This is a genomic window from Cyanobium sp. Aljojuca 7A6, assembly GCF_024346455.1.
In the GTDB taxonomy this organism is placed as follows: Bacteria; Cyanobacteriota; Cyanobacteriia; order PCC-6307; family Cyanobiaceae; genus Cyanobium.
Window position 1 is genome coordinate 21,505 of the sequence record NZ_JAGQCY010000007.1, and the last position, 23,656, is coordinate 45,160.

The 23,656-nt window shown below is 68.0% G+C and carries 21 protein-coding genes; 10 read left to right on the forward strand and 11 right to left on the reverse strand.

What is annotated here, in order from left to right:
* Nucleotides 1-4 precede the first annotated feature (4 nt).
* On the reverse strand, nt 5-1,945 hold the full coding sequence (locus tag KBY95_RS07965; RefSeq protein WP_254964428.1) for an AarF/ABC1/UbiB kinase family protein: 1,941 nt from the start codon (nt 1,943-1,945) through the stop codon (nt 5-7).
* Between the two features lie 103 nt (nt 1,946-2,048).
* Here KBY95_RS07965 and recN point away from each other — a divergent pair, with 103 nt between their 5' ends.
* Nucleotides 2,049-3,767, forward strand: a complete 1,719-nt coding sequence (gene recN, locus KBY95_RS07970) for a DNA repair protein RecN (protein WP_254964429.1) — start codon at nt 2,049-2,051, stop codon at nt 3,765-3,767.
* Nucleotides 3,768-3,814: 47 nt separating this feature from the next.
* On the opposite strand, the gene KBY95_RS07975 is transcribed toward recN, so the two are convergent.
* Nucleotides 3,815-5,413 (reverse strand): B12-binding domain-containing radical SAM protein, encoded by a 1,599-nt coding sequence (locus tag KBY95_RS07975; protein WP_254964430.1) that lies wholly within the window; start codon nt 5,411-5,413, stop codon nt 3,815-3,817.
* A 269-nt stretch (nt 5,414-5,682) separates the two neighbouring features.
* Here KBY95_RS07975 and KBY95_RS07980 point away from each other — a divergent pair, with 269 nt between their 5' ends.
* Nucleotides 5,683-7,653 carry an amylo-alpha-1,6-glucosidase gene (locus KBY95_RS07980; protein WP_254964431.1) on the forward strand — a complete coding sequence of 657 codons (1,971 nt, stop codon included), beginning with the start codon at nt 5,683-5,685 and terminating at the stop codon, nt 7,651-7,653.
* On the opposite strand, the gene KBY95_RS07985 is transcribed toward KBY95_RS07980, so the two are convergent.
* The 3 genes from KBY95_RS07985 to KBY95_RS07995 all read right to left on the reverse strand — a co-directional run bounded on the left by KBY95_RS07985 (nt 7,619) and on the right by KBY95_RS07995 (nt 11,076).
* Complete coding sequence (locus tag KBY95_RS07985; protein WP_254964432.1) at nt 7,619-9,016, reverse strand: glutamate decarboxylase; 1,398 nt, start codon at nt 9,014-9,016, stop codon at nt 7,619-7,621. The genes KBY95_RS07980 and KBY95_RS07985 overlap by 35 nt on opposite strands.
* A gap of 72 nt (nt 9,017-9,088) precedes the next feature.
* Complete coding sequence (locus tag KBY95_RS07990) at nt 9,089-10,483, reverse strand: autotransporter outer membrane beta-barrel domain-containing protein (RefSeq protein ID WP_254964433.1); 1,395 nt, start codon at nt 10,481-10,483, stop codon at nt 9,089-9,091.
* Nucleotides 10,484-10,542: 59 nt separating this feature from the next.
* The gene (locus KBY95_RS07995) at nt 10,543-11,076 is read right to left on the reverse strand and encodes a hypothetical protein (RefSeq protein WP_254964434.1); all 534 of its coding nucleotides are present in this window, start codon (nt 11,074-11,076) and stop codon (nt 10,543-10,545) included.
* Nucleotides 11,077-11,152: 76 nt separating this feature from the next.
* Here KBY95_RS07995 and KBY95_RS08000 point away from each other — a divergent pair, with 76 nt between their 5' ends.
* From KBY95_RS08000 to KBY95_RS08020, 5 genes are read left to right on the forward strand one after another with little or no spacing between them, the layout of a single operon-like run.
* The gene (locus tag KBY95_RS08000) at nt 11,153-12,052 is read left to right on the forward strand and encodes a helix-turn-helix domain-containing protein (protein WP_396122716.1); all 900 of its coding nucleotides are present in this window, start codon (nt 11,153-11,155) and stop codon (nt 12,050-12,052) included.
* A 14-nt stretch (nt 12,053-12,066) separates the two neighbouring features.
* Complete coding sequence (locus tag KBY95_RS08005; protein WP_254964436.1) at nt 12,067-12,621, forward strand: DUF4334 domain-containing protein; 555 nt, start codon at nt 12,067-12,069, stop codon at nt 12,619-12,621.
* A 59-nt stretch (nt 12,622-12,680) separates the two neighbouring features.
* Nucleotides 12,681-13,616 (forward strand): oxidoreductase, encoded by a 936-nt coding sequence (locus KBY95_RS08010; RefSeq protein ID WP_254964437.1) that lies wholly within the window; start codon nt 12,681-12,683, stop codon nt 13,614-13,616.
* Between the two features lie 51 nt (nt 13,617-13,667).
* The gene (gene uvrA / locus KBY95_RS08015) at nt 13,668-16,673 is read left to right on the forward strand and encodes an excinuclease ABC subunit UvrA (RefSeq protein WP_254964438.1); all 3,006 of its coding nucleotides are present in this window, start codon (nt 13,668-13,670) and stop codon (nt 16,671-16,673) included.
* Nucleotides 16,674-16,676: 3 nt separating this feature from the next.
* Nucleotides 16,677-17,168, forward strand: a complete 492-nt coding sequence (locus tag KBY95_RS08020) for a TerB family tellurite resistance protein (protein WP_254964439.1) — start codon at nt 16,677-16,679, stop codon at nt 17,166-17,168.
* Nucleotides 17,169-17,172: 4 nt separating this feature from the next.
* On the opposite strand, the gene KBY95_RS08025 is transcribed toward KBY95_RS08020, so the two are convergent.
* Both KBY95_RS08025 and purT read right to left on the reverse strand, forming a co-directional pair.
* Entirely contained in the window at nt 17,173-18,111 is a 939-nt protein-coding gene (locus KBY95_RS08025) for an LCP family protein (protein WP_254964440.1), read from the reverse strand.
* A gap of 126 nt (nt 18,112-18,237) precedes the next feature.
* Nucleotides 18,238-19,443: a formate-dependent phosphoribosylglycinamide formyltransferase gene (gene purT, locus KBY95_RS08030; protein WP_254964441.1), complete on the reverse strand. Its 1,206-nt coding sequence runs from the start codon at nt 19,441-19,443 to the stop codon at nt 18,238-18,240.
* Between the two features lie 61 nt (nt 19,444-19,504).
* Between purT and KBY95_RS08035 the strand changes: the two genes are divergently transcribed.
* Nucleotides 19,505-19,675, forward strand: coding sequence for a hypothetical protein (locus KBY95_RS08035; RefSeq protein WP_254964442.1), 171 nt, complete (start codon nt 19,505-19,507; stop codon nt 19,673-19,675).
* Nucleotides 19,676-19,715: 40 nt separating this feature from the next.
* On the opposite strand, the gene KBY95_RS08040 is transcribed toward KBY95_RS08035, so the two are convergent.
* The 3 genes from KBY95_RS08040 to KBY95_RS08050 form a co-directional block, all read right to left on the reverse strand.
* On the reverse strand, nt 19,716-19,964 hold the full coding sequence (locus KBY95_RS08040) for a hypothetical protein (protein ID WP_254964443.1): 249 nt from the start codon (nt 19,962-19,964) through the stop codon (nt 19,716-19,718).
* Nucleotides 19,965-20,025: 61 nt separating this feature from the next.
* A complete protein-coding gene (mraY, locus tag KBY95_RS08045) occupies nt 20,026-21,102 on the reverse strand; it encodes a phospho-N-acetylmuramoyl-pentapeptide-transferase (protein WP_254964444.1) in 1,077 nt (358 codons plus the stop codon).
* A gap of 34 nt (nt 21,103-21,136) precedes the next feature.
* On the reverse strand, nt 21,137-21,388 hold the full coding sequence (locus tag KBY95_RS08050; RefSeq protein ID WP_216907275.1) for a DUF3134 family protein: 252 nt from the start codon (nt 21,386-21,388) through the stop codon (nt 21,137-21,139).
* A 65-nt stretch (nt 21,389-21,453) separates the two neighbouring features.
* Here KBY95_RS08050 and KBY95_RS08055 point away from each other — a divergent pair, with 65 nt between their 5' ends.
* Nucleotides 21,454-21,711, forward strand: coding sequence for a hypothetical protein (locus tag KBY95_RS08055; RefSeq protein ID WP_254964445.1), 258 nt, complete (start codon nt 21,454-21,456; stop codon nt 21,709-21,711).
* Nucleotides 21,712-21,719: 8 nt separating this feature from the next.
* Complete coding sequence (locus KBY95_RS08060) at nt 21,720-22,967, forward strand: argininosuccinate synthase (RefSeq protein WP_254964446.1); 1,248 nt, start codon at nt 21,720-21,722, stop codon at nt 22,965-22,967.
* Here KBY95_RS08060 and KBY95_RS08065 read toward each other — a convergent pair.
* Nucleotides 22,930-23,634 carry a hypothetical protein gene (locus tag KBY95_RS08065; protein ID WP_254964447.1) on the reverse strand — a complete coding sequence of 235 codons (705 nt, stop codon included), beginning with the start codon at nt 23,632-23,634 and terminating at the stop codon, nt 22,930-22,932. The genes KBY95_RS08060 and KBY95_RS08065 overlap by 38 nt on opposite strands.
* Nucleotides 23,635-23,656: the final 22 nt, after the last annotated feature.

The window sequence follows — 23,656 nt, forward strand, 5'->3', positions numbered from 1 at the left end:
GATCTCAGGCCCCGGTGACTCCGGCGGCCTGGCGCACCTCCCGGGTCACCAGCACATCCCGCAGCAGGTGCACCACGCCCCGTTCCGCCAGACCCTTGGCCACCTGCAGACCCATGCGGCGCAGATCCGGCTCCCCCAACACCCGCGGCAGGCGCTTCAGCAGCAGGGATGGCTCGAAGCCGGGCAGGTCGCGCAGGATCGCCAGCAATTCCTGGATCGGTTCGAGGTCCATCAGCGGCGTCGTGGCCGGGGCGGGGGGAAGGGCGCGCAGCCCCGGCGGCAGGAAGCGGCTTGGCAGCCGCCGGCCGATGCGCAGGGTGGTGTTCCAGGCCAGGGCATCCATCTGCTGCACCACCGCATCGACGAGCTGCTGGCGCAGCAGGCCGCCGGTGGGGGAGAAGAGGAAATCGAGCACCTGGTCGAGCAGGCCTTCCAGGTCCAGCTGCTCCTGGAGCGAAGCACTGGCCACCAGGCTTTCGAGCCGCTGCCAGCGGAATTCATCGCCGTCGTAGAGCATCTCCCGCAGGCTGCGGCGCAGCTCGGGATCGGGATCCTCCATCAGACGGCGGGCGAAGTAGGGATAGGCGGCGCCGAGGATCTTGAAGTCCGGGTCAACACTCAGGGCAATGCCTTCGAGGGTCACCAGGGAGCGGATGATCAGGGCGTAGTAGGGGGGGACCTGGAAGGGGAACCGGTACATCACGCCGGAGAGGTCATCGGTCACCGCCTTGAAATCCATGCGGCTCACACCCATCTCCAGGGCCTGGCCGAACACGGTTTCGAAGGCCGGCACGATCGGTTCGAGATCCACCGCCTCGCCAAGGAAGCCGAGCTGCACGAAGTCTTTCGAGAGGGCGCCGAAATTGCGGTTCACCAGGTGCACCACGGCCTGGATCAGGCCGGTGCGCGCCTCCCGCGACACCTCGCTCATCATGCCGAAGTCGAGGTAGGCGAGGCGCCCGTCGGCAAGGGCCAGCAGGTTGCCGGGGTGGGGATCGGCGTGGAAGAAACCATGCTCCAGCAACTGCTGCAGGCTGCAGTTCACCCCCACCTCCACCATGTGGTCGGGGTCGACACCGAGGGCGCGAACCGCCTCGAGGTTGGTGAGCTTGACGCCGTCGATCCACTCCATCGTCAGCACCCGGCGGCTGGTGGCCTGGCGGTAGATCGCTGGGACGGCAATGCGGGGATTGTGGCTGTGCAGACGGGCGAAGGTTTCGGCGTTGGAAGCCTCGTTGATGTAGTCCATCTCCTCGAACACCCGCTTGCCGAGTTCGTCGATCAGCCCCACCAGATCGCTCTTGATCAGCCCCACATTCCGGTTCAGCCAGGAGGCGATGTTGCGGACGATGTAGAGGTCGAGGGTGATCTGCTCCCGCAGGCCGGGCCGCTGCACCTTCACCGCCACCCTCTCGCCGGTCAGCAGCACGCCTCGGTGCACCTGGCCAAGGGAGGCGGCGGAGATCGGTTCCTTCTCCAGTGACGCGAAGATCGACTCCACCGGGGCCTGCAGGTCCTCCTCGATGCAGGCCATGGCCAGGGAACTGTCGAAGCCAGGCAACTGGTCCTGCAACTGGGCCAGCTCCTCCAGCAGCACCGGCGGAATGATGTCGGGCCGGGTCGAGAGGGCCTGGCCGGCCTTGATGAAGGCGGGGCCGAGGGCCACCAGCAGTTCGGCGCACTCCCGGGCCCGCCGCCGGGCCCGGCCGGGGTTGGCCAGCTGGCCGGTGACCTTGTCGACGCCCACCACCAGCAGGTAGAGGCCGATCGGCACAAGCGTCTGCCAGACCCGGCGCACCAGACGCATCGGGTGGCCGGCGTAGAGGCGGGTGATGGCGGCCGGGTCGTAGCTGAGCAGGCCCGCCGCCTCCAGGAAGTCACCCATCTCGACCTCGGCGGGCAGGCGCTCGGAGGTCGCGGCGGGGGCTGGGGGGGAGGAAACCATGGCTGGGTGCACCGCCGCGGCGCCGGCAGGCGAAACCCCCTTCTAAACGAAAGTCACAGCCGCTACGGTCGGGCCACGTACCGATCGCTCGCCGGAGGCCTGGGTGCTCACGGGTCTGCGCCTCGAGAACATCGCCCTGATTGAGCGACTGGAGCTGATCTTTTCGGCCGGGTTCACCGTGCTCACCGGCGAAACCGGCGCCGGCAAGTCGATCCTGCTCGATGCCCTCGATGCCCTGCTCGGCGGTGCCCAGGGCAGCCAGGGGGCCCGCCTGCTGCGGCGCGGCGCCGAGCGGGGTCGCATCGAGGCCTGCTTCAGCCTGTCTCCCCCCGTGCGCGACTGGCTGGAGCGCCAGGAGCTGGAGGCCGAGGAGGGCGAGCTGGTGCTCAGCCGCGACTGGCGGCTCCAGGAGGGCCGGCTCACCAGCCGCCACCGGCTCAACGGGGTGGTGGTGGGCCGCAGCCAGGTGCTGGAACTTCGGCCCCTGCTGCTCGACCTCACCGTCCAGGGCCAGACCCAGCAGCTGGGTCGCCCCGGCCAGCAGCGCCGTTGGCTGGATCGCTTCGCCGGTGATGGTGTGGCCCCGGCCCTCGAGGCCAGCCGCGGCGCCTGGCTGACGTGGAAGGGAGAGGCCGAAGCACTGGCCCGTGCCCGTGCCGACCGGGAGCGTTTTGCCCTGGAGCGGGACCGCCAGGAGGAGCTGCTGGCGGAGCTGGAGGCCGCCGCGCTGGAGGATCCCGCCGAGCGCCAGCGTCTTCAGGGTGAGCAGGACAGGCTGGCCCATGCGGTGCGGCTGCAGGAAGGCGTGATGACGTTGATGGGCCGGCTGGTGGAAGGGGCCGAGGCGGCCCCGTCGGTGCTGGATCACCTGGCCGCCTGCGACCAGGAGCTGCAGACCATGGCCGCCCTCGACGCCGGCGTGGTGGCCCTGCACGGGGCTTGCGCTGACGCCCTGGCCGGACTGCAGGATCTCGCCCGCGACCTCGACCGCTACGGCTCCCTGCTGGAGAGCGACCCCGAGAGCCTGGCCCTGCTGCAGGAGCGCATGGCCCAGCTCAAGGCCCTGGAGCGCCGCCACGGCCAGACCTTGCCCGAACTGATCGCCCGCCGCGACAACCTGCGCGAGCAGCTGGCCGGGGCGGACGCTGAGGCGGCCCTGGCGGCCCTGGAGGCCGCCGAAGCCGCCGCCCGCCAGGGGCGTGATCGGGCCAATGCCGCCCTCACCCGTGCCCGCACCGTCGCCGCCCGCGGCCTCGAGCACCAGCTGATGGAGGCCCTGCGGCCCATGGGGCTGGCCAACGTGCGCTTTGCCGTGGCCCTCAGCGCCGCCGAGCCCAGCGAGGAGGGGGCCGATGCGGTCCAGTTCCTGTTTTCCGCCAATCCGGGCCAGCCGCCGGCGCCCCTGGCGGAGGTGGCCTCGGGTGGCGAGATGAGCCGCTTCCTGCTGGCCCTCAAAACCTGCCTGGCGGCGGCCGACCCCCATGTCACGTTGCTCTTCGATGAGATCGATGCGGGCGTGAGCGGCCGCGTCAGCGGTGCCATGGCCCAGCTGCTGCGGCGCCTGGCGGAGCAGCGCCAGGTGTTCTGCATCACCCACCAGCCCCTGGTGGCCGCTGCGGCCCAGCACCACTTCCGGGTCAGCAAGAGCGTCGAGGCCGGCCTCACCCACACGCGGGTGTCCCACCTGCGGGACACTCGCGAGCGCCAGGCGGAGCTTGCGGAACTGGCCGGCGGCGATTCCGGCGAGGCCCACAGCTACGCCGCCAGCCTGCTGGGCCTTGAGGGCACGAGCGTTCCCGACAAGGTCAACCGGGCGGCGTAAGCCCCCCACCCTTGTGCCACCGACAGGACATCCGACCGTTCAGATCCTTACGGCGATGTGCCAGTGGCGATCTCGATCCGCGGCCGATCCATCAGTGCCAGCCGAGCCAGCTCCTGTTCACGGCCATAGGCGGCCAATTGCGTTTCGATCTGCAGCCGCACGATGTCTCGATACTCCATGAAATGCTCGTTGTGGGCGCAGACAGCGAGGTATTGCTCCGTCACCTTGGGGTTGGCCCGGAGAATGTGGATCAGGTGGTGCCAGAAGGCCCATCGGGTGGAGCGTTTGATGCCCTGGCGCCAGCAGACGATCAGCAGCGCCCGGAGCACCGCCAGCTCGGGAAGCTTGAAGGCGCTTCTCACCCTGGGTGGGCCGAGTTTCAGGAAGTAGCGATGCACCCGATCGAGATAGGCATGCGGTTCGTAGAGCTGGCAGAACGCTTCCACATACTCCTGGGCAATGCCTTCCACCGGCCGGGTCGGCACGAAGTTCATCAGGGTGGTCTGGTTGATGTTGCCGACTTTGTCAATCAGTCGTCCTTCCTTCTCCAGCCTGTGCCATAGGGCCGTATGGGGAAGTGCCTGCAGCATGGCGAAGGTGGTTGTGGGAATCCCAGCGGCCTCGGAGAAGGCGACGATCCGCTGGCCGGCGCCTTCCTTTTCGCCATCGAAGCCGATGATGAATCCTGCGATCACCCGCAGACCGCATCGGGTCACCTTATCGACCGATTCGAGCAGGGGTGAGCGCATGTTCTGGAATTTCATCGTGGCCGCCAGACTGTCCGTGTCCGGGGTCTCGATGCCCATGAAGACGGCGGCAAAGTTGCAGGCCAGCATCTGATCAATGAGCTCCTGATCATCAGCCAGATCAAGGGAGGCTTCTGTATCGAAGCGGAACGGATACCCATGGTCCCTCTGCCATTGCTCAAGGGCCGTGAGCATCATCTTGACGTTGCGCCTGTTGCCGATGAAGTTGTCATCCACCATGAACACGCCACCGCGCCAGCCGATGGCGTAAAGGCGGTTGAGTTCGCTGACGAGTTGTTCCGGCGTCTTGGTGCGGGGTTTGCGTCCGTAGAGCACGATGATGTCGCAGAATTCGCACTGGAAGGGACAGCCGCGCGAGAACTGCACACTCATCGAGTCATAGGCACTGAGCTCGAGCAGGTCGTACCGGGGGATGGGGGTGGCGGTGACATCCGGTTTCACGCCCTCGGAGCTGAAGCGGCCGCCTTTGTCGCCCCGATTCCAGGCCTCCACGAACAGCGGCAGGGTGATCTCCCCTTCATCGAGGATCAGGTAATCGGCGCCAGCGGCCACGAGTTCTTCAGGTGTGGAGCTTGGGTAGGGTCCCCCGACAGCCACCGGCTTGCCATGGTGCCTGGCCAGGTTGATCTGGCGAATGATGTCGTCTTTCTGGACGATCATTGCCGACATGATCACGAGATCAGCCCACTGCCATTGCTGCTCCGAGACCGGCCTGATATTGACGTCCGCCAGCTTGAAGGTCCAGTTCTGGGGCAGAATGGCGGCAACGGTGATCAAGCCGAGCGGCGGCAGCAGAACCTTTCGGTTCACCAGCTCAAGAATCTTCTCGTAGCTCCAAAATGTCTTCGGGAATTCTGGGTAAACAAGTAGAACGTTCAAACGGGGGTATCCATGGCTGGCGCTGAGTATCAGCAGAATCTAACCAGATAAAATCCTTCCTAGCACGGAAAGCGCGCTTTCCCTTTCCAGCCGACGTACAGGTCATCGTTCCTGAGCAAGGAGAAACCGCTGGAACCCACGGGATGGCGCGGTCTCCGTTGCCATCGATTGAGGAGTGCTTTGCAGCCAACCAAGTATTCCAAGATGAAGAACTTCAGGACTATGATCATTCTCCAAGGCTTTTGTAAGTGCTATAGGATTCTTGGAGATTGGCGATACCAACCTCACCACCGCCACCACCACCGTCGGCTGAGCGGGAGTGGCTGGTCACCAACGGCCTGGGCGGATACGCCATGGGCACGGTGTCGGGGGTGCCGAGCCGCAGCTACCACGGCCTGCTGATCGCGGCCCTCTCACCGCCGGTGGAGCGCACCCTGCTGGTGAGCCAGCTGCAGGAGTCGGTGGATGGGGATTCGGGCGCCTGCGGGCCCCTGCAGATCGTGTCCTTTGCCCTTGAGGGCAGCGTGCCCCGCTGGCGCTTCGCCTGGGGAGAGACCCTGCTGGAGAAGCGGGTCTGGATGGCCCAGGGGGCCAACACCACCCATGCGAGCTACCGGCTGGTGCGCGGCGGTCCGCTTGAACTCCGCCTGACGGCCTTTGTGCAGCACCGCTCGCACCACGGCGGCGAACGTCCCGCGTTGGCCCTGGCGCCGTTGCCAAGGGGCGTGGCGGTGCGTCCGCTGGGGGCGGCGCCGTTCGTGCTGGTCAGCGACCGGGGCGACTGGTGCCTGGAGGACCCACCGCTCTGGGAGGAGGGCGTCCCCCTGGCAGCGGAGGCCGAACGGGGGCTGGTGAGCACGGCCGAGCAGCTGCGGGCGGCCACGCTCACCGTCACCCTCAGCGAGCAACACCCGTGCATCACCGTCGTGGCCAGCACGACGGAAGCGCCGACCCTCGATGGTGAACAGGCCCTGGCGCAGCGCCGCGACCACGAGGACGCTCTGCTGCGCTCCTGGCAGGCCGCCAATCCCATCCTGGCGCCGTCGGCACCGGCCTGGATCCGCCAGCTGGTGTTGGCCGCCGATGCCTTCGTCGTGGAGAGGTCGATGGACGGCCGTGCTGGTGAGCGGCTGGGGGCCTCGCTGATCGCCGGCTACCCCTGGTTCAACGACTGGGGCCGCGACACGATGATCAGCCTGGCGGGCCTCACCCTGGTGACGGGCCGCTGCGGCTGGGCCGAGCGCATCCTGCGCACTTACGCGGCCCACATCAGCCACGGGCTGATCCCCAACAGCTTCCCCGACCGGGCCGACCAGCCCCTGGACCGACGCGCCTACAACACGGTGGACGCCACGCTGTGGTTTTTCCAGGCCCTGGCGGAGCACCGGGCGGCCAGCGGCAGCGACGCCCTGGTGCGGGAGCTCTTTCCTCGGCTGGAGACGATTCTTGAGCACCACGTGGCCGGCACCTGGTTCGGGATCCGCATGGATCCGGCCGATGGGCTGCTGAACGCCGGGGAGGGGGAAACCCAGCTCACCTGGATGGATGCCAAGCCCCGCGACCGGGCCATCACCCCCCGCCACGGCAAGGCGGTGGAGGTCAATGCCCTGTGGGTGAACGCCCTGCGCACCATGGCGGGCTTCTGCCGGCTCACCGGGGCCGATCCCGGCCGTTGGCAGGCCCTGGCGGATCGGGCCTCGGCGGGCTTCCAGCGCTTCTGGAACCCGCGGCTGGGCTGTTGCTGCGATGTCATCGACGGGCCCTCCGGAAGCCCCGATGAGCGGCTGCGGCCCAACCAGCTGCTGGCCCTCGCGTTGCCGGAGCCTCTACTCAGCCCAGCTCAGGCCGCCAGCGTGCTGGCGCTCTGCGGCCGGCGGCTGCTGACGCGCCACGGGCTGCGCACGCTTGATCCGGCCGATCCCGACTACCGGGGCCACTACGGCGGCGACGCCCAGCGCCGGGATGGGGCCTACCACCAGGGCACGGTGTGGGCCTGGTGGCTGGGGCCCTTCGCCCGGGCCCATTTCGTTGTGCACGGCGATGCGGCCCTGGCGCTCTCGTACCTGGAGCCCATGGCCGATCACCTGAACATGGCGGGGCTGGGCAGCCTGAGCGAGATCTTCGATGGCGACGCCCCCCATGCCCCGCGGGGCTGCATCGCCCAGGCCTGGTCGGTGGCCCAGGTGCTGGCGGCCTGGACGGCGATCAGTGGTGGAATCCCGAGACCTCCGGGCCGCTGAGGGCGCTCTGGCTGGGGTGGCTGGCGAAGCCATTGAGCGACTGGCGGATGTTCTCCAGCAGCAGATCAGCCAGGTCCCGGCTGACGCCGTGGCGCACCAGGATGCGTTGCACGGTGATGTCCTCGCAGTGGGACGGCAGGGTGTAGGCCGGCACCTGCCAGCCGCGCACCCGCAGGCGGTCGGCGAGGGCGTAGAGGTTGAAGTTGACGTCGCTTCCCTCTCGGATCTTCCAGCAGATGGCAGGGATGCCTGATTGATCATCAGCGCCGAAAATGATCTCGAACGGCCCCAGCTTGCCGATTTCCACAGCCAGGTACTGGGCCGTGGCGTAACAGGCGGCATGCACCTTGCGGTAGCCCTCCCGGCCCAGGCGCAGAAAGTTGTAGTACTGGCAGACCACCTGGCCCCCCGGCCGCGAGAAATTGAGGGTGAGGTCGCGCATGTTGCCGCCCAGGTAGTTCACCCAGAACACCATCTCCTCGGGCAGATCGGTGGTCTGCCGCCACAGCACCCAGCCCACCCCCAGGGGCGCCAGGCCGAACTTGTGGCCGGAGGCATTGATCGAGCGCACCCGCGGCAGGCGGAAATCCCACACCAGATCAGGGGCGCAGAAGGGAGCCAGGAATCCGCCGCTGGCGGCGTCCACGTGGATGGAGATGTCCAGGCCAGTGCGGGCCTCCAGGCCATCGAGGGCGGCCGCCAGCGCCTGCACCGGTTCGTACTGGCCGGTGAAGGTGACCCCCAGGGTGGGCACCACGCCGATGGTGTTCTCGTCGCAGTACGGAAGGGCCGCTTCGGGGGACAGGATCAGCTGACCGGGCTGCATCGGGATTTCACGGTGTTCAATGTCCCAGTAGCGGCAGAACTTGTGCCAGCAGATCTGTACCGGCCCGGTCACCAGGTTGGGCCGGTCGATGGGCTTCCCCTGCCGTTGGCGCTCCGCCTCCCAGCGGCGCTTCATCGCCAGGCCCCCGAGCATGGCCGCCTCGCTGGAGCCGGTGGTGGAGCAGCCGATGGCGCCGTTGATCGATGGGGCGTGCCAGAGGTCGGCCACCATGCGGGCGCAGCGGGCTTCGATCTCAGCGGTCTGGGGATATTCGTCCTTGTCCTCGATGTTCTTGTCGATGCACAGATCCATCAGGGCGTGCACTTCGTCCTCCACCCAGGTCTGGCAGAAGGTGGCCAGGTTCTGGCGGGAATTGCCATCCAGCATCAGCTCGTCGCGAATCGCGGCAAACACGGCGCGCGGGTTGTGTTCCTTCGGGGGGAAATGGGTCTTGGGCAGGGTGACCGAGAGATCGGACGACGAGTAGATGTCGTCCTCCAGCGAATAGCGGGCCGCCGGCTTTTCGTGGAGGGTCATCGATCGCAACGGCGCTTTCCTGGCCAATTCAGGCTAGGAGCCGTGCTGGCCCCGTGCCGCCGGCCTTCCGCTTCAGGGGGCTGGGGTGGGGGCACCGCCCCCGGGAGCCCCCCCGAACCGCCAGCGCAGACCACCGCCGTAGGAGATCTCATTGCCATTGCTCCAGAACGAGCCGCCCACATCGGCATAGAGCGACAGGCTTTCGGAGGCTTCAAACTCGAGATTCAGGCCCACTTCCAAGGCACTGGCGCCCCGGTTCTGACCCAGAAGGGTCAGCGATCCGGGTTCTGGAACCTGGGCGAAGGAGGCCGTGAGCTGGTGCTCCTGGTCGGCATTCCCCATCACGTCGTACGCGTAGCCGATGCTGAGGCGTGGAATCAGCCGTGACTGATTCGACAGACTGATCGGTACTTCCAAGGTTCCCCCGAGGCCCAGCACGAGCGAATCAGCCTTGTGACTGTTGACTGCAAGATTCAAGGAGTTGGCGCCGGTTTCATTGATGGCCCCCTGGCTGTATTTGGCGTAGGACACGAGGGCCCGTGGCTTGAGCCTGATGGCGTCGCGCTGGGGGGCCGGTGGGTTTTCGCCGCCGGCTGGCCGGGCTGGGTTCAGAACCCAGTCGTATTCAGAGGTCAAGGCCAGGCTGAGGCCATGGCCAGCCCATCGCGCCTGGGCCGTGCGATCGATCGTCCCGAACTGGATCGGACGGTTGGACCGGTTCTGGAAACTGGAGTAACCAGCCAGGGCAGCAATCTTCCAGGCTGGTCCAGGCGTGTACAGGCCGTAGACGGCACCTGAATAGGTGTCCGCATCGATGGTCACGTTGCTGAACTGGTAATTGGACAGTCCGCTGGTTCCATAGCCGAAGACGCCACCCAGGCGCCAATCGGGAGAGAGGCGATACTCCAGGCCATAGGTGGACTGGAAGATCTGATAATCCAGGGAGGCCAGGCCGCCGGTTCCCCTCAGGGACGCCTGGGTGTTGGAGGCATCCAGCATCAGGGCCCAGCGGTGACCGTCGCGCCATGAGCATCCAGGGGAGGGCGGCTCGGTGGCGGACGGCTTGTCGGCGTTGCCCTCAGCGGCTGGCGGTTGTCTGCAGCTCCCGTTCTCCGGGCCGAAGGACATCTTCTGGGTGGACAGAGCCAGTTGCAGGGCGTCCTGGCGGAAACGTTCCAGGGTCTCCAGACCCACCGAGATCTGGCTTGCGTAGGGCTCGGCGATCACCTGCTCAAAGGATCGATTCACGGCTGCCTGGCTGGGCAGGGCGTTCACAGCGGCCAGGACACCATTGAAGTCGGCGTTGCTGGTGGCGCCCACCACGGTCGGCTGACCCGTCTGGCCGGTGACGACATAGTTGGTCACCCCCTGGCCCAGGCCCGCGGCCACCGGCTGCTGGGGACCAGGGGAATTGGCCAGAATGCTGGAGGCGGCGCCACTCACATTCGGGTTCGGGGATGTCGGCACGGCCTGATAGTTCAGGATCAGCAGATCTGCCGTCCTGCCGAGGCAGTTGGAACTGGAAGTCACGCTATTCCAGTAGCAGAGATCCCACTGACCGAGTCGCAGAAGCGGTGTGTAGCCATAGGCGGCGCCAAGGGGTGTCTGCAACCGTGAGCCGTATCTTCGGCCGCTTGCTGCTGTCCCCACCAGGCCGTGTTCAGCAAGCGCGGATCGATGCCTCTGGGCGAATCCGGTGCCACGAAAAACTCGTAGTCGATCTGATACTGAACACCATTGGCTCCGATCGAGAGCATGGTGTCCGCCCTGGCCGGATCAGGGCCGCCAACCAGGGCACCCAGGGTCAACAGGCCGCCGATCGCCGAGATCGAAACGCGCTGCCTTTCCTTGACCATGCCAGAGATCGTTACCTCCAGCCAGCCTATGCATTGGATGCGGAAAGACAATAAAACCCTGGGATCTTGTTCATCAATTCCAGGGATGAGTGGGCGTCCAATGTAAGAAAAACGCAAGTCTTGCTGTTGGAGGCGATGATCCCAGGGTGTCGTCTCTCTTGCCCAGCTGATGCCGACAGCGGCGGTTGTCCTGCCGCTGTACAACGGAACGAGACGCACCCGTGCCCTGGCCGTTCTGTCGCCGCTGCAGTTCCTTTAGGCACCGGGCCTGAGCACGCTTCTGCGCAGCGACGATTTCGGCGCCTGGGACAGCCTCGTCGCCGGCACCCTGGGCCACCACCGCAGCCGACTGCTGCCGGGTTCACCTCCCTTCAGGGCCCATATCCGTTGGGGGGCTGTTGCGGAATTTGAGGTGCTGCTGCTGCACGGGAGTGGCCGGGTGGAGCTGCAGCGGCAGCAGGGCGGCCATGGGGTGCTCTTGTTGCCACTCCAGGGACTGACGCAGGAATGGGTCAACGGGATCGAGCAACTGGCCGAACCGGGCATGGCCTTGTTGTTCCGTCCCGGCGATGCCATGCGGGGTTGCACCAGCGACACCATCACCGGCCTCTCGATCCTGATCCCCGAGGCCTGCCTGCCAGGGGCTGCACCACCCTCACCCCTGCTCAACCAGGGGCCGGTTCATCGTCGGCTGATCACAGCAGGGCTGCAGCTGGCCATGGCCGCGGCCTGGCAACCCGAAGGCTCCGAGCATGCCGCCGCGGCCCTGGTGGAGGCCCTGCACCCGTGGAGCCACCCGCCCGATCCCGACCAGGACGGGGATCGCCTCAGCGCCCGTCGCCGTCGCCAGGCCGTGGCCGACGCCTGCGGCTGGATGGAGGTCCACCTGGGCCGTCGCGTCAGCCTCGAGGAGCTGGGCCTGGCCTTGGGGATCTCCGTCCGGACCCTGGAGTACGGCTTCCGGGAGCAGCTGGGCCGGTCGCCGATGGCGGAGCTGAAGCGGCGACGCTTGCGGCGCCTGCGGCAACTCCTGCAGGAGGCTGACCACGATCACCGCAGCGTCGCCGAACTGATGCAGGCCGCCGGACTGCTGGCCTGTGGTGTCACGGCGGCGGAGTACGGCCGCTGCTGGGGGGAATCGCCGCGGCGCACGCGGCAGCGACGGACAATGGCCCCCTGACGCGCGAACCTGCCGTGGGTTCTCCCACCCCCATCGCCACCACCGCCGAGGCCTTCGCCCGCTTCGACGGGCTCCCCCCCGTGGAGATCCCGTTCATGCTCGGTGCCTGGACGGGGGAGAGCGTCCCCACCGGCCACCCCCTCGACGGCGCCCTGGAGGCCTTCCACTGGCATGGCAAGCGCTTCGACAGTGCGGAGGCGGTGTATCCCCTGGTGTTCACCACCCTCGGCGGGGGGCTGGCCTGCCTGGAGCCGAAGACGCTGGGCCCCGGTCTGCGCCTGAGCGAGCATTTTCCCGTGCCGAAATCGGCGTTGGTCGGCCGCCTGTTCCAGCTGCTGATACCCCTGCTGAGCACCGCCGACTCCAGTGCCCGGCTGCGGATGACCAGCTTTCGCGGTTTGGTCAGCGCCACCATGCTTTACGACCATCTCCCCATCAACGATGTCTTCCGCCAGCTGGACGACGACACCGTGCTGGGGGTGATGGACTTCAAGGGCATGGAGCAGCCGTTCTTTTTCCTGCTCCGCCGCGAAGGTCCGGATCCGTCACATTCCGTTACGATTTCCTGAGGGAGTCCCTCTCCTGGTGATGGATCTCTCCGCAACGCCCTGCCCTTCTGCTGATCACCATGCGCTGGACTGCCGCCGACATCCCTGACCAGTCCGGGCGGATCGCCCTGGTCACCGGTGCCAACAGCGGGCTGGGCCTGGAAACCGCCCGGGCCCTGGCGGCCAAGGGTGGCACCGTGCTGCTCGCCTGCCGTTCGCTGGCGAAGGCGGAGCAGGCCCGCGAGGAGCTGCTCACGACGGCGTCCTCCACTGGCGCTCTCGACGTGCTGCACCTGGATCTGGCTGATCTGACCAGCGTGGCCGCCGTCGCAGGGATCGTTGCCGAACGCTATGGGCGCCTCGATCTGCTGATCAACAACGCCGGCGTGATGGCCCCGCCCCGCCGCCTCACCCGCCAGGGCTTCGAACTCCAGTTCGGCACCAACCACCTCGGCCACTTCGCCCTCACCCTCGCCCTGCTGCCCCTGTTGCGCGACCGGCCCGGTGCCCGGGTGGTCACGGTCACCTCCGGGGCCCAGTACTTCGGTCGCATCGCCTTCGACGACCTCCAGGGCGAGCGCCGCTACGACCGCTGGGGCGCTTACGGCCAGAGCAAGCTGGCCAATGTGATGTTCGCCCTGGAGTTGCAGCGGCGCCTCGCCGACCAGGGAAGTCCCGCCCTGTCCCTGGCCGCACACCCCGGCTTTGCCCGCACCAACCTTCAGCCCGCCTCCATCGCCGCCACCGGCTCCCGGCTTGAGCCCGTCGCCTATCGGTTGATGGATCCCCTGTTCCAGAGCGCCGCCATGGGAGCCCTGCCCCAGCTGTTCGCCGCCACCGCCCCAGAGGCCAAGCCCGCTGGCCACTACGGCCCCGACCAGTGGGGCGGCCTGCGGGGCTGGCCCACCGAGGTGCGCATCGCCCCGGCCGCCCTCGACGCCGACCAGTGCCGGCGCCTCTGGGATGTCAGCCAGCAGCTCTGCGCCGAAGCGGCGCCCCTGCCCGCCCTGGCCTGAGCCTGTCCCAGGGTCGACCCCCGTAGACTCATCGGCTGCCGACCACCCCTTATGCCCCGCGCCCGCGCCGGAACCACCAGCAAGAGCGCGGCCCCTGGAAACGGCACCTCCGGCGAGCCCCCGGAAGCCGCCCTGCGCACCTTGAACGGCGGCAGCCTCGAGGATGTGATCCGGGTCCGGGGGGCCCGCCAGCACAACCTGCGCAATGTGGATCTCACCATCCCGCGCAACCGCATGGTGGTGTTCACCGGGGTGAGCGGCAGTGGCAAGAGCTCCCTGGCCTTCGACACGATCTTTGCCGAGGGCCAGCGGCGCTACGTGGAGAGCCTCTCCGCCTACGCCCGCCAGTTTCTTGGCCAGGTGGACAAGCCGGATGTGGATGCGATCGAGGGGCTGTCGCCGGCGATTTCGATCGACCAGAAATCCACCAGCCACAACCCCCGCTCCACGGTCGGCACGGTCACGGAGATCCAGGACTACCTGCGGCTTCTGTACGGCCGCGCCGGCGAACCCCACTGCCCCCAGTGCAGTCGCTCGATCCGGCCCCAGTCCATCGACGAGATGGTGGACCAGATCCTCACCCTGCCCGAAGGCACCCGCTACCAGTTGCTCGCCCCGGTGGTGCGAGGCAAGAAGGGCACCCACGTGAAGCTGCTGGCGGGCCTGGTGTCCGAGGGCTTCGCCCGGGTGCGGATCAACGGTGAGGTGCGCGAGCTGGCCGACAACATCGAGCTCGACAAGAACCATGCCCACCACATCGAGGTGGTGGTCGATCGGCTGGTGGCCCGTGAAGGCATCAACGAACGTCTCACCGACTCCCTGCGCACCGCCCTGAAGCGCGGTGAGGGCCTGGCTCTGGTGGAGGTGGTGCCCAAGGCCAACGAGCCCCTGCCTGAGGGTGTGGAGCGCGAACGGCTTTACTCCGAGAACTTCGCCTGCCCCGTGCACGGGGCCGTGATGGAGGAGCTGTCCCCCCGTCTGTTCTCCTTCAACAGTCCCTACGGCGCCTGCCCCGACTGCCACGGCATCGGCCACCTGCGCAAGTTCACCATGGAGCGGGTGGTGCCTGACCCCTCCCTGCCCGTGTACGCCGCCATCGCCCCCTGGAGCGACAAGGAGAACAGCTACTACTTCTCGCTGCTGTTCAGCGTCGGCGAGGCCTTCGGCTTCGAGCTCAAGACCCCTTGGAACCTGCTCACCGAGGAGCAGCGCCAGGTGCTGCTGCAGGGCAGCGAGGAGCCGATCGCCATCAAGGCCGACAGCCGCTACCGCAAGAGCGAGGGCTATGTGCGTCCCTTCGAGGGGATCCTGCCGATCCTGGAGCGTCAGCTGCGCGATGCCAGTGGCGAATCGGTGCGCCAGAAGCTGGAGAAGTACCTGGAGCTGGTGCCCTGCGAAAGCTGCCATGGCCTGCGGCTGCGGCCCGAAGCCCTGGCGGTGCGTGTGGGGCCCTATGCCATCCACGAGCTCACCTCGGTGAGCGTGGCCGTCACCCTGGAGCGCATCGAGGCCCTGATGGGCGTGGGGGCCAGTGAAGGGGCAGAGCCCCTGCTCAGCAGCCGCCAGATCCAGATCGGCGATCTGGTGCTGCGGGAGATCCGCATGCGCCTGCGCTTCCTGCTCGATGTGGGCCTCGATTACCTGAGCCTTGATCGGCCCGCCATGACCCTCTCCGGCGGAGAGGCCCAGCGGATCCGCCTGGCCACGCAGATCGGCGCCGGCCTCACCGGCGTGCTCTACGTGCTCGACGAGCCCAGCATCGGGTTGCACCAGCGCGACAACGACCGCCTGCTCGCCACCCTCACCAAGCTGCGGGACCTGGGCAACACCCTGATCGTGGTGGAGCACGACGAGGACACGATCCGCGCCGCCGACTACCTGGTGGACATCGGTCCCGGTGCCGGTGTCCATGGCGGCCACATCGTCGCCGAGGGTTCCCTCGAAGACCTCCTCATCGCCGAGGACTCCCTCACCGGGGCCTACCTGAGCGGCCGCCGCTCCATTCCCACCCCCGCCGAGCGCCGCGATTCCGGCAGCCGCCGGCTCACCCTGTCCAACTGCACCCGCAACAACCTCCAGGGCATTGATGTGGAGATCCCCCTTGGCCGGCTGGTGTGTGTCACCGGGGTGAGCGGCAGCGGCAAGAGCACCCTGGTGAACGAGCTGCTGCACCCAGCCCTCGAGAACCGCCTCGGTCTGAAGGTGCCTTTCCCCTCCGGGCTCGAGGAGCTGCGGGGCATCAAGGCGATCGACAAGGTGATCGTCATCGACCAGTCGCCGATCGGCCGCACCCCCCGCTCCAACCCCGCCACCTACACCGGCGCCTTCGATCCGATCCGCCAGGTGTTTGCCGCCACGGTGGAGGCCAAGGCCCGTGGCTACCAGGTGGGCCAGTTCAGTTTCAACGTCAAGGGGGGACGCTGCGAGTCCTGCAGCGGCCAGGGGGTGAACGTGATCGAGATGAACTTCCTTCCTGATGTCTACGTCCAGTGCGACGTCTGCAAGGGGGCCCGCTACAACCGCGAAACCCTGCAGGTCACCTTCCGGGGCCACACCATCGCCGACGTGCTCGAGATGACCGTGGAGCAGGCCGCCGAGGTGTTCGCCGCCATCCCCCAGGCCGGCGACCGACTCAGCACCCTGGTGGACGTGGGGCTGGGCTACATCAAGCTGGGTCAGCCCGCGCCCACCCTCTCCGGCGGTGAGGCCCAGCGGGTGAAGCTGGCCACCGAGCTCTCCCGCCGCGCCACCGGTAAGACCCTCTACCTGATCGATGAGCCCACCACGGGCCTCAGCTTCTATGACGTCCACAAGCTGATGGATGTGATGCAGCGGCTGGTGGACAAGGGCAACTCAATCCTGGTGATCGAGCACAACCTCGATGTGATCCGCTGCGCCGACTGGCTGATCGACCTTGGTCCGGAGGGCGGCGACAAGGGCGGCCACATCGTCGCCATCGGCACCCCCGAGTCCGTGGCCGAAAATGCCGCCAGCCATACCGGCCGCTACCTGCGGCACGTGCTGGAGCAGCATCCCCCCATTCCCCTCGCGGCCTGACCCATGGCTGAACTCACCCCCGCCCAGGCGGCCCTGCTGCGCATCGTCTGCACCGTCGCCTGGGCGGACGGTGAATGCTCTACCGCCGAGCGTGAGCTGCTCGCCGAGCTGGTCGCCCGCCATCTGCACGGCGACAGCCCCAACCTCGTCGATGAAGCGAAGCTGGAGGCCTTTCTGGCCGAGAGGCTGCCGGTGGCCGGCCTGGACGCTCTGGTGGACCAGCTCGGCAGCTCCGATGCCCGCCAGCTGGCCCTGAAACTGAGCTACATGATGGTCCGGGTGGGGCGGCGCTCGCCGGCCGAGTCCAGCATCAATGCCCAGGAACGGCTGGCCTACCGCCACCTGGTCGAGCTGCTGGGCCTTGATGACGCCAAGATCCAGGAGATCGAGTGGGCCGCTGAAGCCGACTTGCCGAAGAAGGAGGGTCTGGCCCAGCTCCTGGCCGAGCTCACCGCCGGCTGGCGCAGCCCCGACGACGGCCGGGGCCCCGCCTGAAGCTTCAGGGGAAGGGGACCTCGCCGCTGCCGCTGGAGTGGGCCTGGTTGCTGTCGGGCATCCAGTAGCTGAGGTCGTTGTGCCAGTAGAGCCGGCCCGGCACCCGCTGGGTGCTCAGCTTGGTCCTGCCGAGGGCGGACATCAGCTGGGTCAACTCGATCGGCGAGAGGTCGGTGACCATGTCGTTGCCGGCGATCTCAAGCAGGGCCGGCAGCCTGGCGATCGTGGCCGGATCGGCGAGTTTGCGGAACACCTCGGCCATCACCAGCCGCTGGCGATCCATCCGGCCCAGGTCGCCTTCGGGATCATTGCGGAAGCGCAGGAAGCCTTCCAGGTCGTTGCCCTTGAGCAGTTGCTTGCCGGGGTAGAGGTCGATGTAGAGGCCCTGGGCGTTGTCGACGTAGTACATCCGCTTGGGCACGTCCACCTCGACGCCTCCGAGGGCTTCGGCCAGCTTGTTGACCGCGCCGAGATTCACCTTCAAGTAGCGGTCGACGGGAGCCGACAGCAGGCTGCCCACTTCATCCTTGGCGGTCTGGATGCCGCCGAGGGCGAACAGGGCATTGGCCTTCACCACCCCCAGCTGGGGTGAATCGATGAAGGTATCCCTCGGCACCTGGGTGATGTGGGTGATGTCACCGTCGAGCCGCACGGTGAACATCACGTCCGTGTTCTCACCTACGGTGTCGCGACCGAGCACCAGGATGCGGCGGTTTTCGACGGAGAGGGGATTGAGCACCGCCCCGATGCCTTTGGGGGTGGGAATCAGCCCGGCCAGGAACGGGGCAAGCCGCGCCGGAATGGGTCCGGCCAGCACGGCTCCCACGGCCACACCCAGCCCGAAGGTGACCAGGGGGCGGCGCCGTGACCGGTGCTGGGCCGGCGGCCGATGCTTGGGATCGGGCCTGGGGCTGGTGTTCTCAGGGAGCGCCACGGCCCCCATGTCTCGCTTCTCCCGTGCCTTCCGGGAGCGCGCGAGCCTTGAGGATGAATGGGCCTGAGTCATTGTGCTACCCGCAGGGGCGCACCATAGGGCTCGAAGTGTCGAAAAACCAGTGGTGGCGACGGTTTAGCTGCTGGTCTGCACCTGAACGTGCGCGGCGGCCCCATCGGCACGCCGGCGGGCCTCAGCCTCATCTTCGCCGCGGGCCAGGGCCACCCCCAGGCGCCGCCAGGGCCGGACGTCGGGTTTGCCGAAGATCAGCACCTGGGTGTCCGGCACCGCCAGAGCCTGCTCCAAGCCCAGGTAGCTGGGTGTGCCGGCCCCGCTGGGGGCTTCCGGTCCGGCCAGGATGACCCGCGAGGCCGCCGCTCCGAGGCTGCGGATCGCGGGAATCGGCAGACCCAGCACCGCCCGCAGATGCAGCTCGAATTCGCTCAGGTTCTGGCCCACCAGCGTCACCAGGCCGGTGTCGTGGGGCCGGGGCGAGAGCTCGGAGAACACCACCTCTTCAGCACCGGGTTCGCCGCAGAGGAAGAACTCCACCCCGAACAGGCCGGCGCCGCCCAGGTCGTCGGTGACGGCCTTCGCCATCGCCTGGGCCGCCGCCAGCTGCCCTGCCCCCAGCTGGGCCGGTTGCCAGCTGCACTGGTAGTCGCCCCTTTCCTGGATGTGGCCGATCGGCGGGCAGAAAAGGGTGGGTCCCTGCCATTGGCGCACCGTCAGCAGGGTGATCTCCAGGTTGAAACGCAGGAACTCCTCCACGATCACCCGCGTGCCTGCGCCCCGGGCTCCTGCCATGGCCCCGTTCCAGGCGGCTTCGATCTCTCCAGGGCCGTGCACGACGCTCTGCCCCTTGCCTGACGAGCTCATCACCGGCTTCACCACCACGGGCCAGCCCAGGGGGGCCGCCGCTGCCGCCAGTTCCGCGGCGCTTTCGGCATAGGCGAAGCGGGCGGTGCGCAGCCCCAGCCCCTGGGCGGCCAGGTCGCGGATGCGGTCGCGGTTCATGGTCACCGCCGTGGCCCGGGCGGTGGGAATCACGGTGAGGCCCTCGGCCTCCAGCTCCGCCAGGGCATCCACCGCCAGGGCTTCGATCTCCGGGATGACCACGTCGGGGTGATGGCGCCGCACCACCGCCTTGAGGGCCTCGGGGTCGGCCATGGCCACCACCTCGCTCACCTGCGCCACCGCCATGGCGGGGGCCTCGGCGTAACGGTCGACGGCGATCACCCGGCAGCCCAGCCGCTGGGCGGCGATGGCCACCTCCTTGCCGAGCTCGCCGCTGCCCAGCAGCATCACCGTCCGTGGGAAGGGAGAAGGGCCAGGTGCCATGGCAGGGAAGCGGGTCGGGCGATCCTGACGCGGCGCGCGCCCTTTCCCCTAACGTGCCGCGATGCTTGTGGCTCTCCTCCCTCTAGCCTTCAGCACCGCTGGCGATGCAGCCAACGGGCTGCTGCCCTTCGGCTGGGATGTGGCGGGTTTCCAGAAATGGACCCTGATCTACCTGGGCGTCTCCTCCCTGGCCTTCGTGGTGGTGTGGCTGGTGGGTTACGTCCGTCGTTGAGCGCCATTGCAGCCGTCCCGCGGGGGGCGGTGATCGGTGATCACTGTTTGGTCTCGTCCAGCAGGGTGAGCTGGCTCTCGGCTGATTCCTCACTCACAAACCCGTAGGCCCCGAACACGGCGGGATCGGGGTGGGTGATGCGCTGGCCCTCCGGGTGGCGTTCCACCTTGAAGCCCTCGCCGGCCATGCGGCGCATCAGAGCTGAGGCCTCCTCAAACCGTGCCGCCATGGCCTCCAGGCTGGCGCAGTCGGCGGTTAGGCCCGTTTCCTTCCAGGTGAAAAACGCCATGGCCCGGGGTGCGACGGAACGGTCGGCGGGGGTCGACGCGAGCGACGACAGGGAAGGCTGCTCAGGGCAGCAGGACCAATCCCACCAACACCAGTATCAGGCTGACGCCCCAAAGGCCGAGCACCACGCTCTGCTCCGGCAGTCCCCCCAGCTCGAAATGGTGATGCAGGGGCGCCATGCGGAACAGCCGCCGTCCCTGGCCGTCGGCGCCCTTGGTGGCCTTGAACACCCCGACCTGCAGGATCACCGAGAGGGATTCGGCCAGGAACACCCCCCCCATCAGCAGCAGGGGCCAGAGGCTGTCGCTGAGCAGCGCCACCGACGAGAGGGCGGCCCCCATGGCGAGGGAGCCGGTGTCGCCCATGAACACCCTGGCTGGATGCCGGTTCTGGCTCAGGAAACCGAGCCAGCAGCCCGCCATCGCCGTGCAGAAGGCGGCCAGCACCGGATCTCCCCCATGGCCCCGCAGCATCAGCTGCAGCCCCATGCCGGTGAACACGACGGCGCCGCAGCCGGCGGCCAGGCCATCCAGCCCATCGGTGAGGTTGGTGGCGTTGCTCTCGGCCAGGAACACGAACAGGGCCAGCGGCCAGATCAGTAACCCGAGGGTGAGCACCCGGCCGAAGGGCAGACCCAGATCGCCGGGCATGCCGCCACCCAGCCAGCCGCCCTGGTGGGCCCAGACCAGGAAGGCCACCGCGGCCAGGGCCTGGAGCAGGAGCTTGCCCCGGGGGCTGAGGCCGGTGTTGGTGCGGCGGGTGAGGCTGCGCCAGTCGTCGACGGCGCCGATGGCCATGTAGGCCAGGGTGACCGCCGCCAGCGCCAGCAGGCGGGGATCCTGCGGGCTGATCAGCCCCCCCACCAGCACCCCCACAGGAACCACCAGCAGGCCTCCCATCGTGGGTGTGCCCGCCTTGCTGTGGTGGGCCTGGGGACCCTCATCGCGGATCACCTGGCCCAGCTTCAGGGCCCGCAGCCGGGGCACCCCCAGGGCCGCGACGCCAGCGCTGACCAGGGCCGCCACCACCAGGGGCAGGGTCAGCATGGAGTTGGCCACCAGGGCATCGCTGGCCAGGCACGCGGCCAGCAGGATCAGGGCGAGCAGGGCCGCAGGCGTGCGGCCGTCGCGGGAGGCCATCGGAGAGGCTGCAGGGTGATGACGGATCGGACCGTCAGTCCTCCCAGTCTTCCTCCGAGGGTTCGTCCGCCGGGCTGTAATCCTCTTTCTCGCCCATCAGTGCCGACAACTCCTCCTCTTCCACCGTGCTCACATCGGTGCTGGCCGTTTCCTCGTCGGCCACCAGGCGGCCGCTGGCCTCCAGCAGGCTCAGCAGGTCGGGCTCATCCCGCAACGGCAGCACCGGTGCAGGCTCGTTGCGCCGGTAGCGGGTCAGGGAGGGGTTGATCGTGTCGAGAATGCTCATGCCGTCAGGCTGGGTCGTCAAGGACCGACTCATCACCCTACCGCGTGACCCATGAGCACCTCCAAATGACCACCGCCAAGATCCTGGACGTGGGCCGTCTCTGGTCGGCGGCCCTCGTGCTCAGCACCCTGCTGGCCGCGGCCGCCGTCCGCTGGCCCCGGCCCCTGCCGATCCTGCCGGCCGTGGTGGCCGCCCTGGTGCTCGGGCCGCCCCTGCTGCTGGCCCTGGTGGTGTTGCTGCGCTGGCGCCTGCCGGCGGCGGACCAGGGGGGAGAATGCCCCGAGGCGACAGAATCGGTCGCCACAGCGCAGGAGCGTCACTGATGGCGGAGATGGGGCAGCAGGTGGCGGGCGGTGCGCCGCCGACAGGAACGCCGCGCGCGGAGAGGGTGGTGCTCGCCTATTCCGGCGGGGTCGACACCAGCGTCTGCATTCCCTACCTGCTGCGGGAGTGGGGCGTGAAGGAGGTGATCACCTTCGCCGCCGACCTGGGTCAGGGAGATGAACTCGAGCCGATCCGGCTCAAGGCCCTGGCCGCCGGTGCCAGCCGCTCTCTGGTCGACGACCTGATCGATCCGTTCATCCGTGAGTTCGCCTTTCCCGCCATCCGGGCCAATGCTCTCTACGAGGGCCGTTATCCCCTTTCCACGGCCCTGGCTCGCCCCCTGATCGCCCGCCGCCTCGTGGAGGTGGCCCGGGAGGTGGGTGCCGATGCGGTGGCCCACGGCTGCACCGGCAAGGGCAACGATCAGGTGCGCTTCGATGTCGCCATCGGTGCCCTGGCCCCCGACCTCAAGGTGCTGGCGCCGGCGCGGGAATGGGGCATGAGCCGGGAAGAGACGATCGCCTACGGCGAGCGCTGTGACATTCCGGCGCCGGTGAGCAAGAAATCCCCCTATTCGATCGACCTCAACCTGCTGGGCCGCAGCGTCGAAGCCGGGCCCCTGGAGGATCCAATGGTGGAGCCGCCCGAAGAGGTCTTCGCCATGACCCGGTCCGTAGCGGACGCCCCGGCCGAGGGGCAGGTGGTGGAGATCGCCTTCGAGCAGGGCAATCCGGTGGCGATCGACGGCGAGCGCCTCGATCCGGTGGCCCTGATCCGGCGGGCCAACGCCCTGGCGGGGGCCCATGGCTTCGGCCGCCTCGACATGATCGAGAACCGGGTGGTGGGCATCAAGAGCCGGGAGATCTACGAAACCCCCGGCCTGTTGCTGCTGATCCGCGCCCACCAGGAGCTCGAAAGCCTCACCCTGGCTGCCGACGTGCTCCGCTACAAGCGCCAGATCGAGATGAGCTGGGCGGACCTGGTGTATCAGGGCCTCTGGTTCGGCCCCCTGAAGGACGCTCTTGACGGCTTTCTTGATCGCACCCAGGCCACGGTGAATGGCCTGGTACGGATCCGGCTGCAGAAGGGCAGCGCCACGGTGGTGGGGCGCTCCAGCGCCAGCGACAGCCTCTATGTGCCCGACATGGCCACCTACGGGGCCGAGGACCTGTTCGATCACCGCGCCGCCGAGGGCTTCATCTACGTCTGGGGGATGCCTACGCGGTTATGGGCCGCCCGTCGTCGTGGCGACTGATTTTCTGGGTTGTTCCATCGGCCTCCGGCCCGCCCAGCCGCAGGGCCCGCTTCAGGGCCTGGCCCCAACCCTCCTTCCTGGCCACCGTGGGCAGCAGCAGGGGCTGGGGGCGTCCTGACCCGGGGGGCGGCACGTCGGCGGCCGGATTGAGGCTGTAGAGCCGTTCCCGCAGGGCCTGGTTGTCGTCGAGAAGATGCTTCTGGTGCTCCAGCACTGTGGCCAGGCGTTGCTGGAACTTGCGCTCGAAGATCTCGGGCAGGTCTTCGAGCATTTCGTGCAGGGCCTTGATCTCATCCCGGGCGGCCGCCAGCTCCATCTCGAGCTGCTGGGCCTCTGGGCCGGTGGTGGTGATAGCGAGGCTGGACGGACCAGGCCCAGCCGCCTTTGGGGCCTGGGGAGGGGCCGGTGGCTGGTCCGGGGCCAGGAGAATCGGCTCGGCGTCGATCGCGTCCCTGGGGCTGGAATCCGCTTCACCGCCCGCAGCAACCACCTCGCCGAAACTGAAGCTGGCGGGTGGCGCCGGCGCCTGGCCGTGTGTCAGCACGCTCGGCGCCGACGGCGCCTGGTTGGCGGGCCAACCGGAGGGGCTGTAGGCCGGCTGAGCCGGAACGGCACGGGGGGGACTCTTCCCGTCCGGATTGGCGTCCTCCTTGTCCGTCGCAGTCATCGCCTACCACCCATTGGGCGGA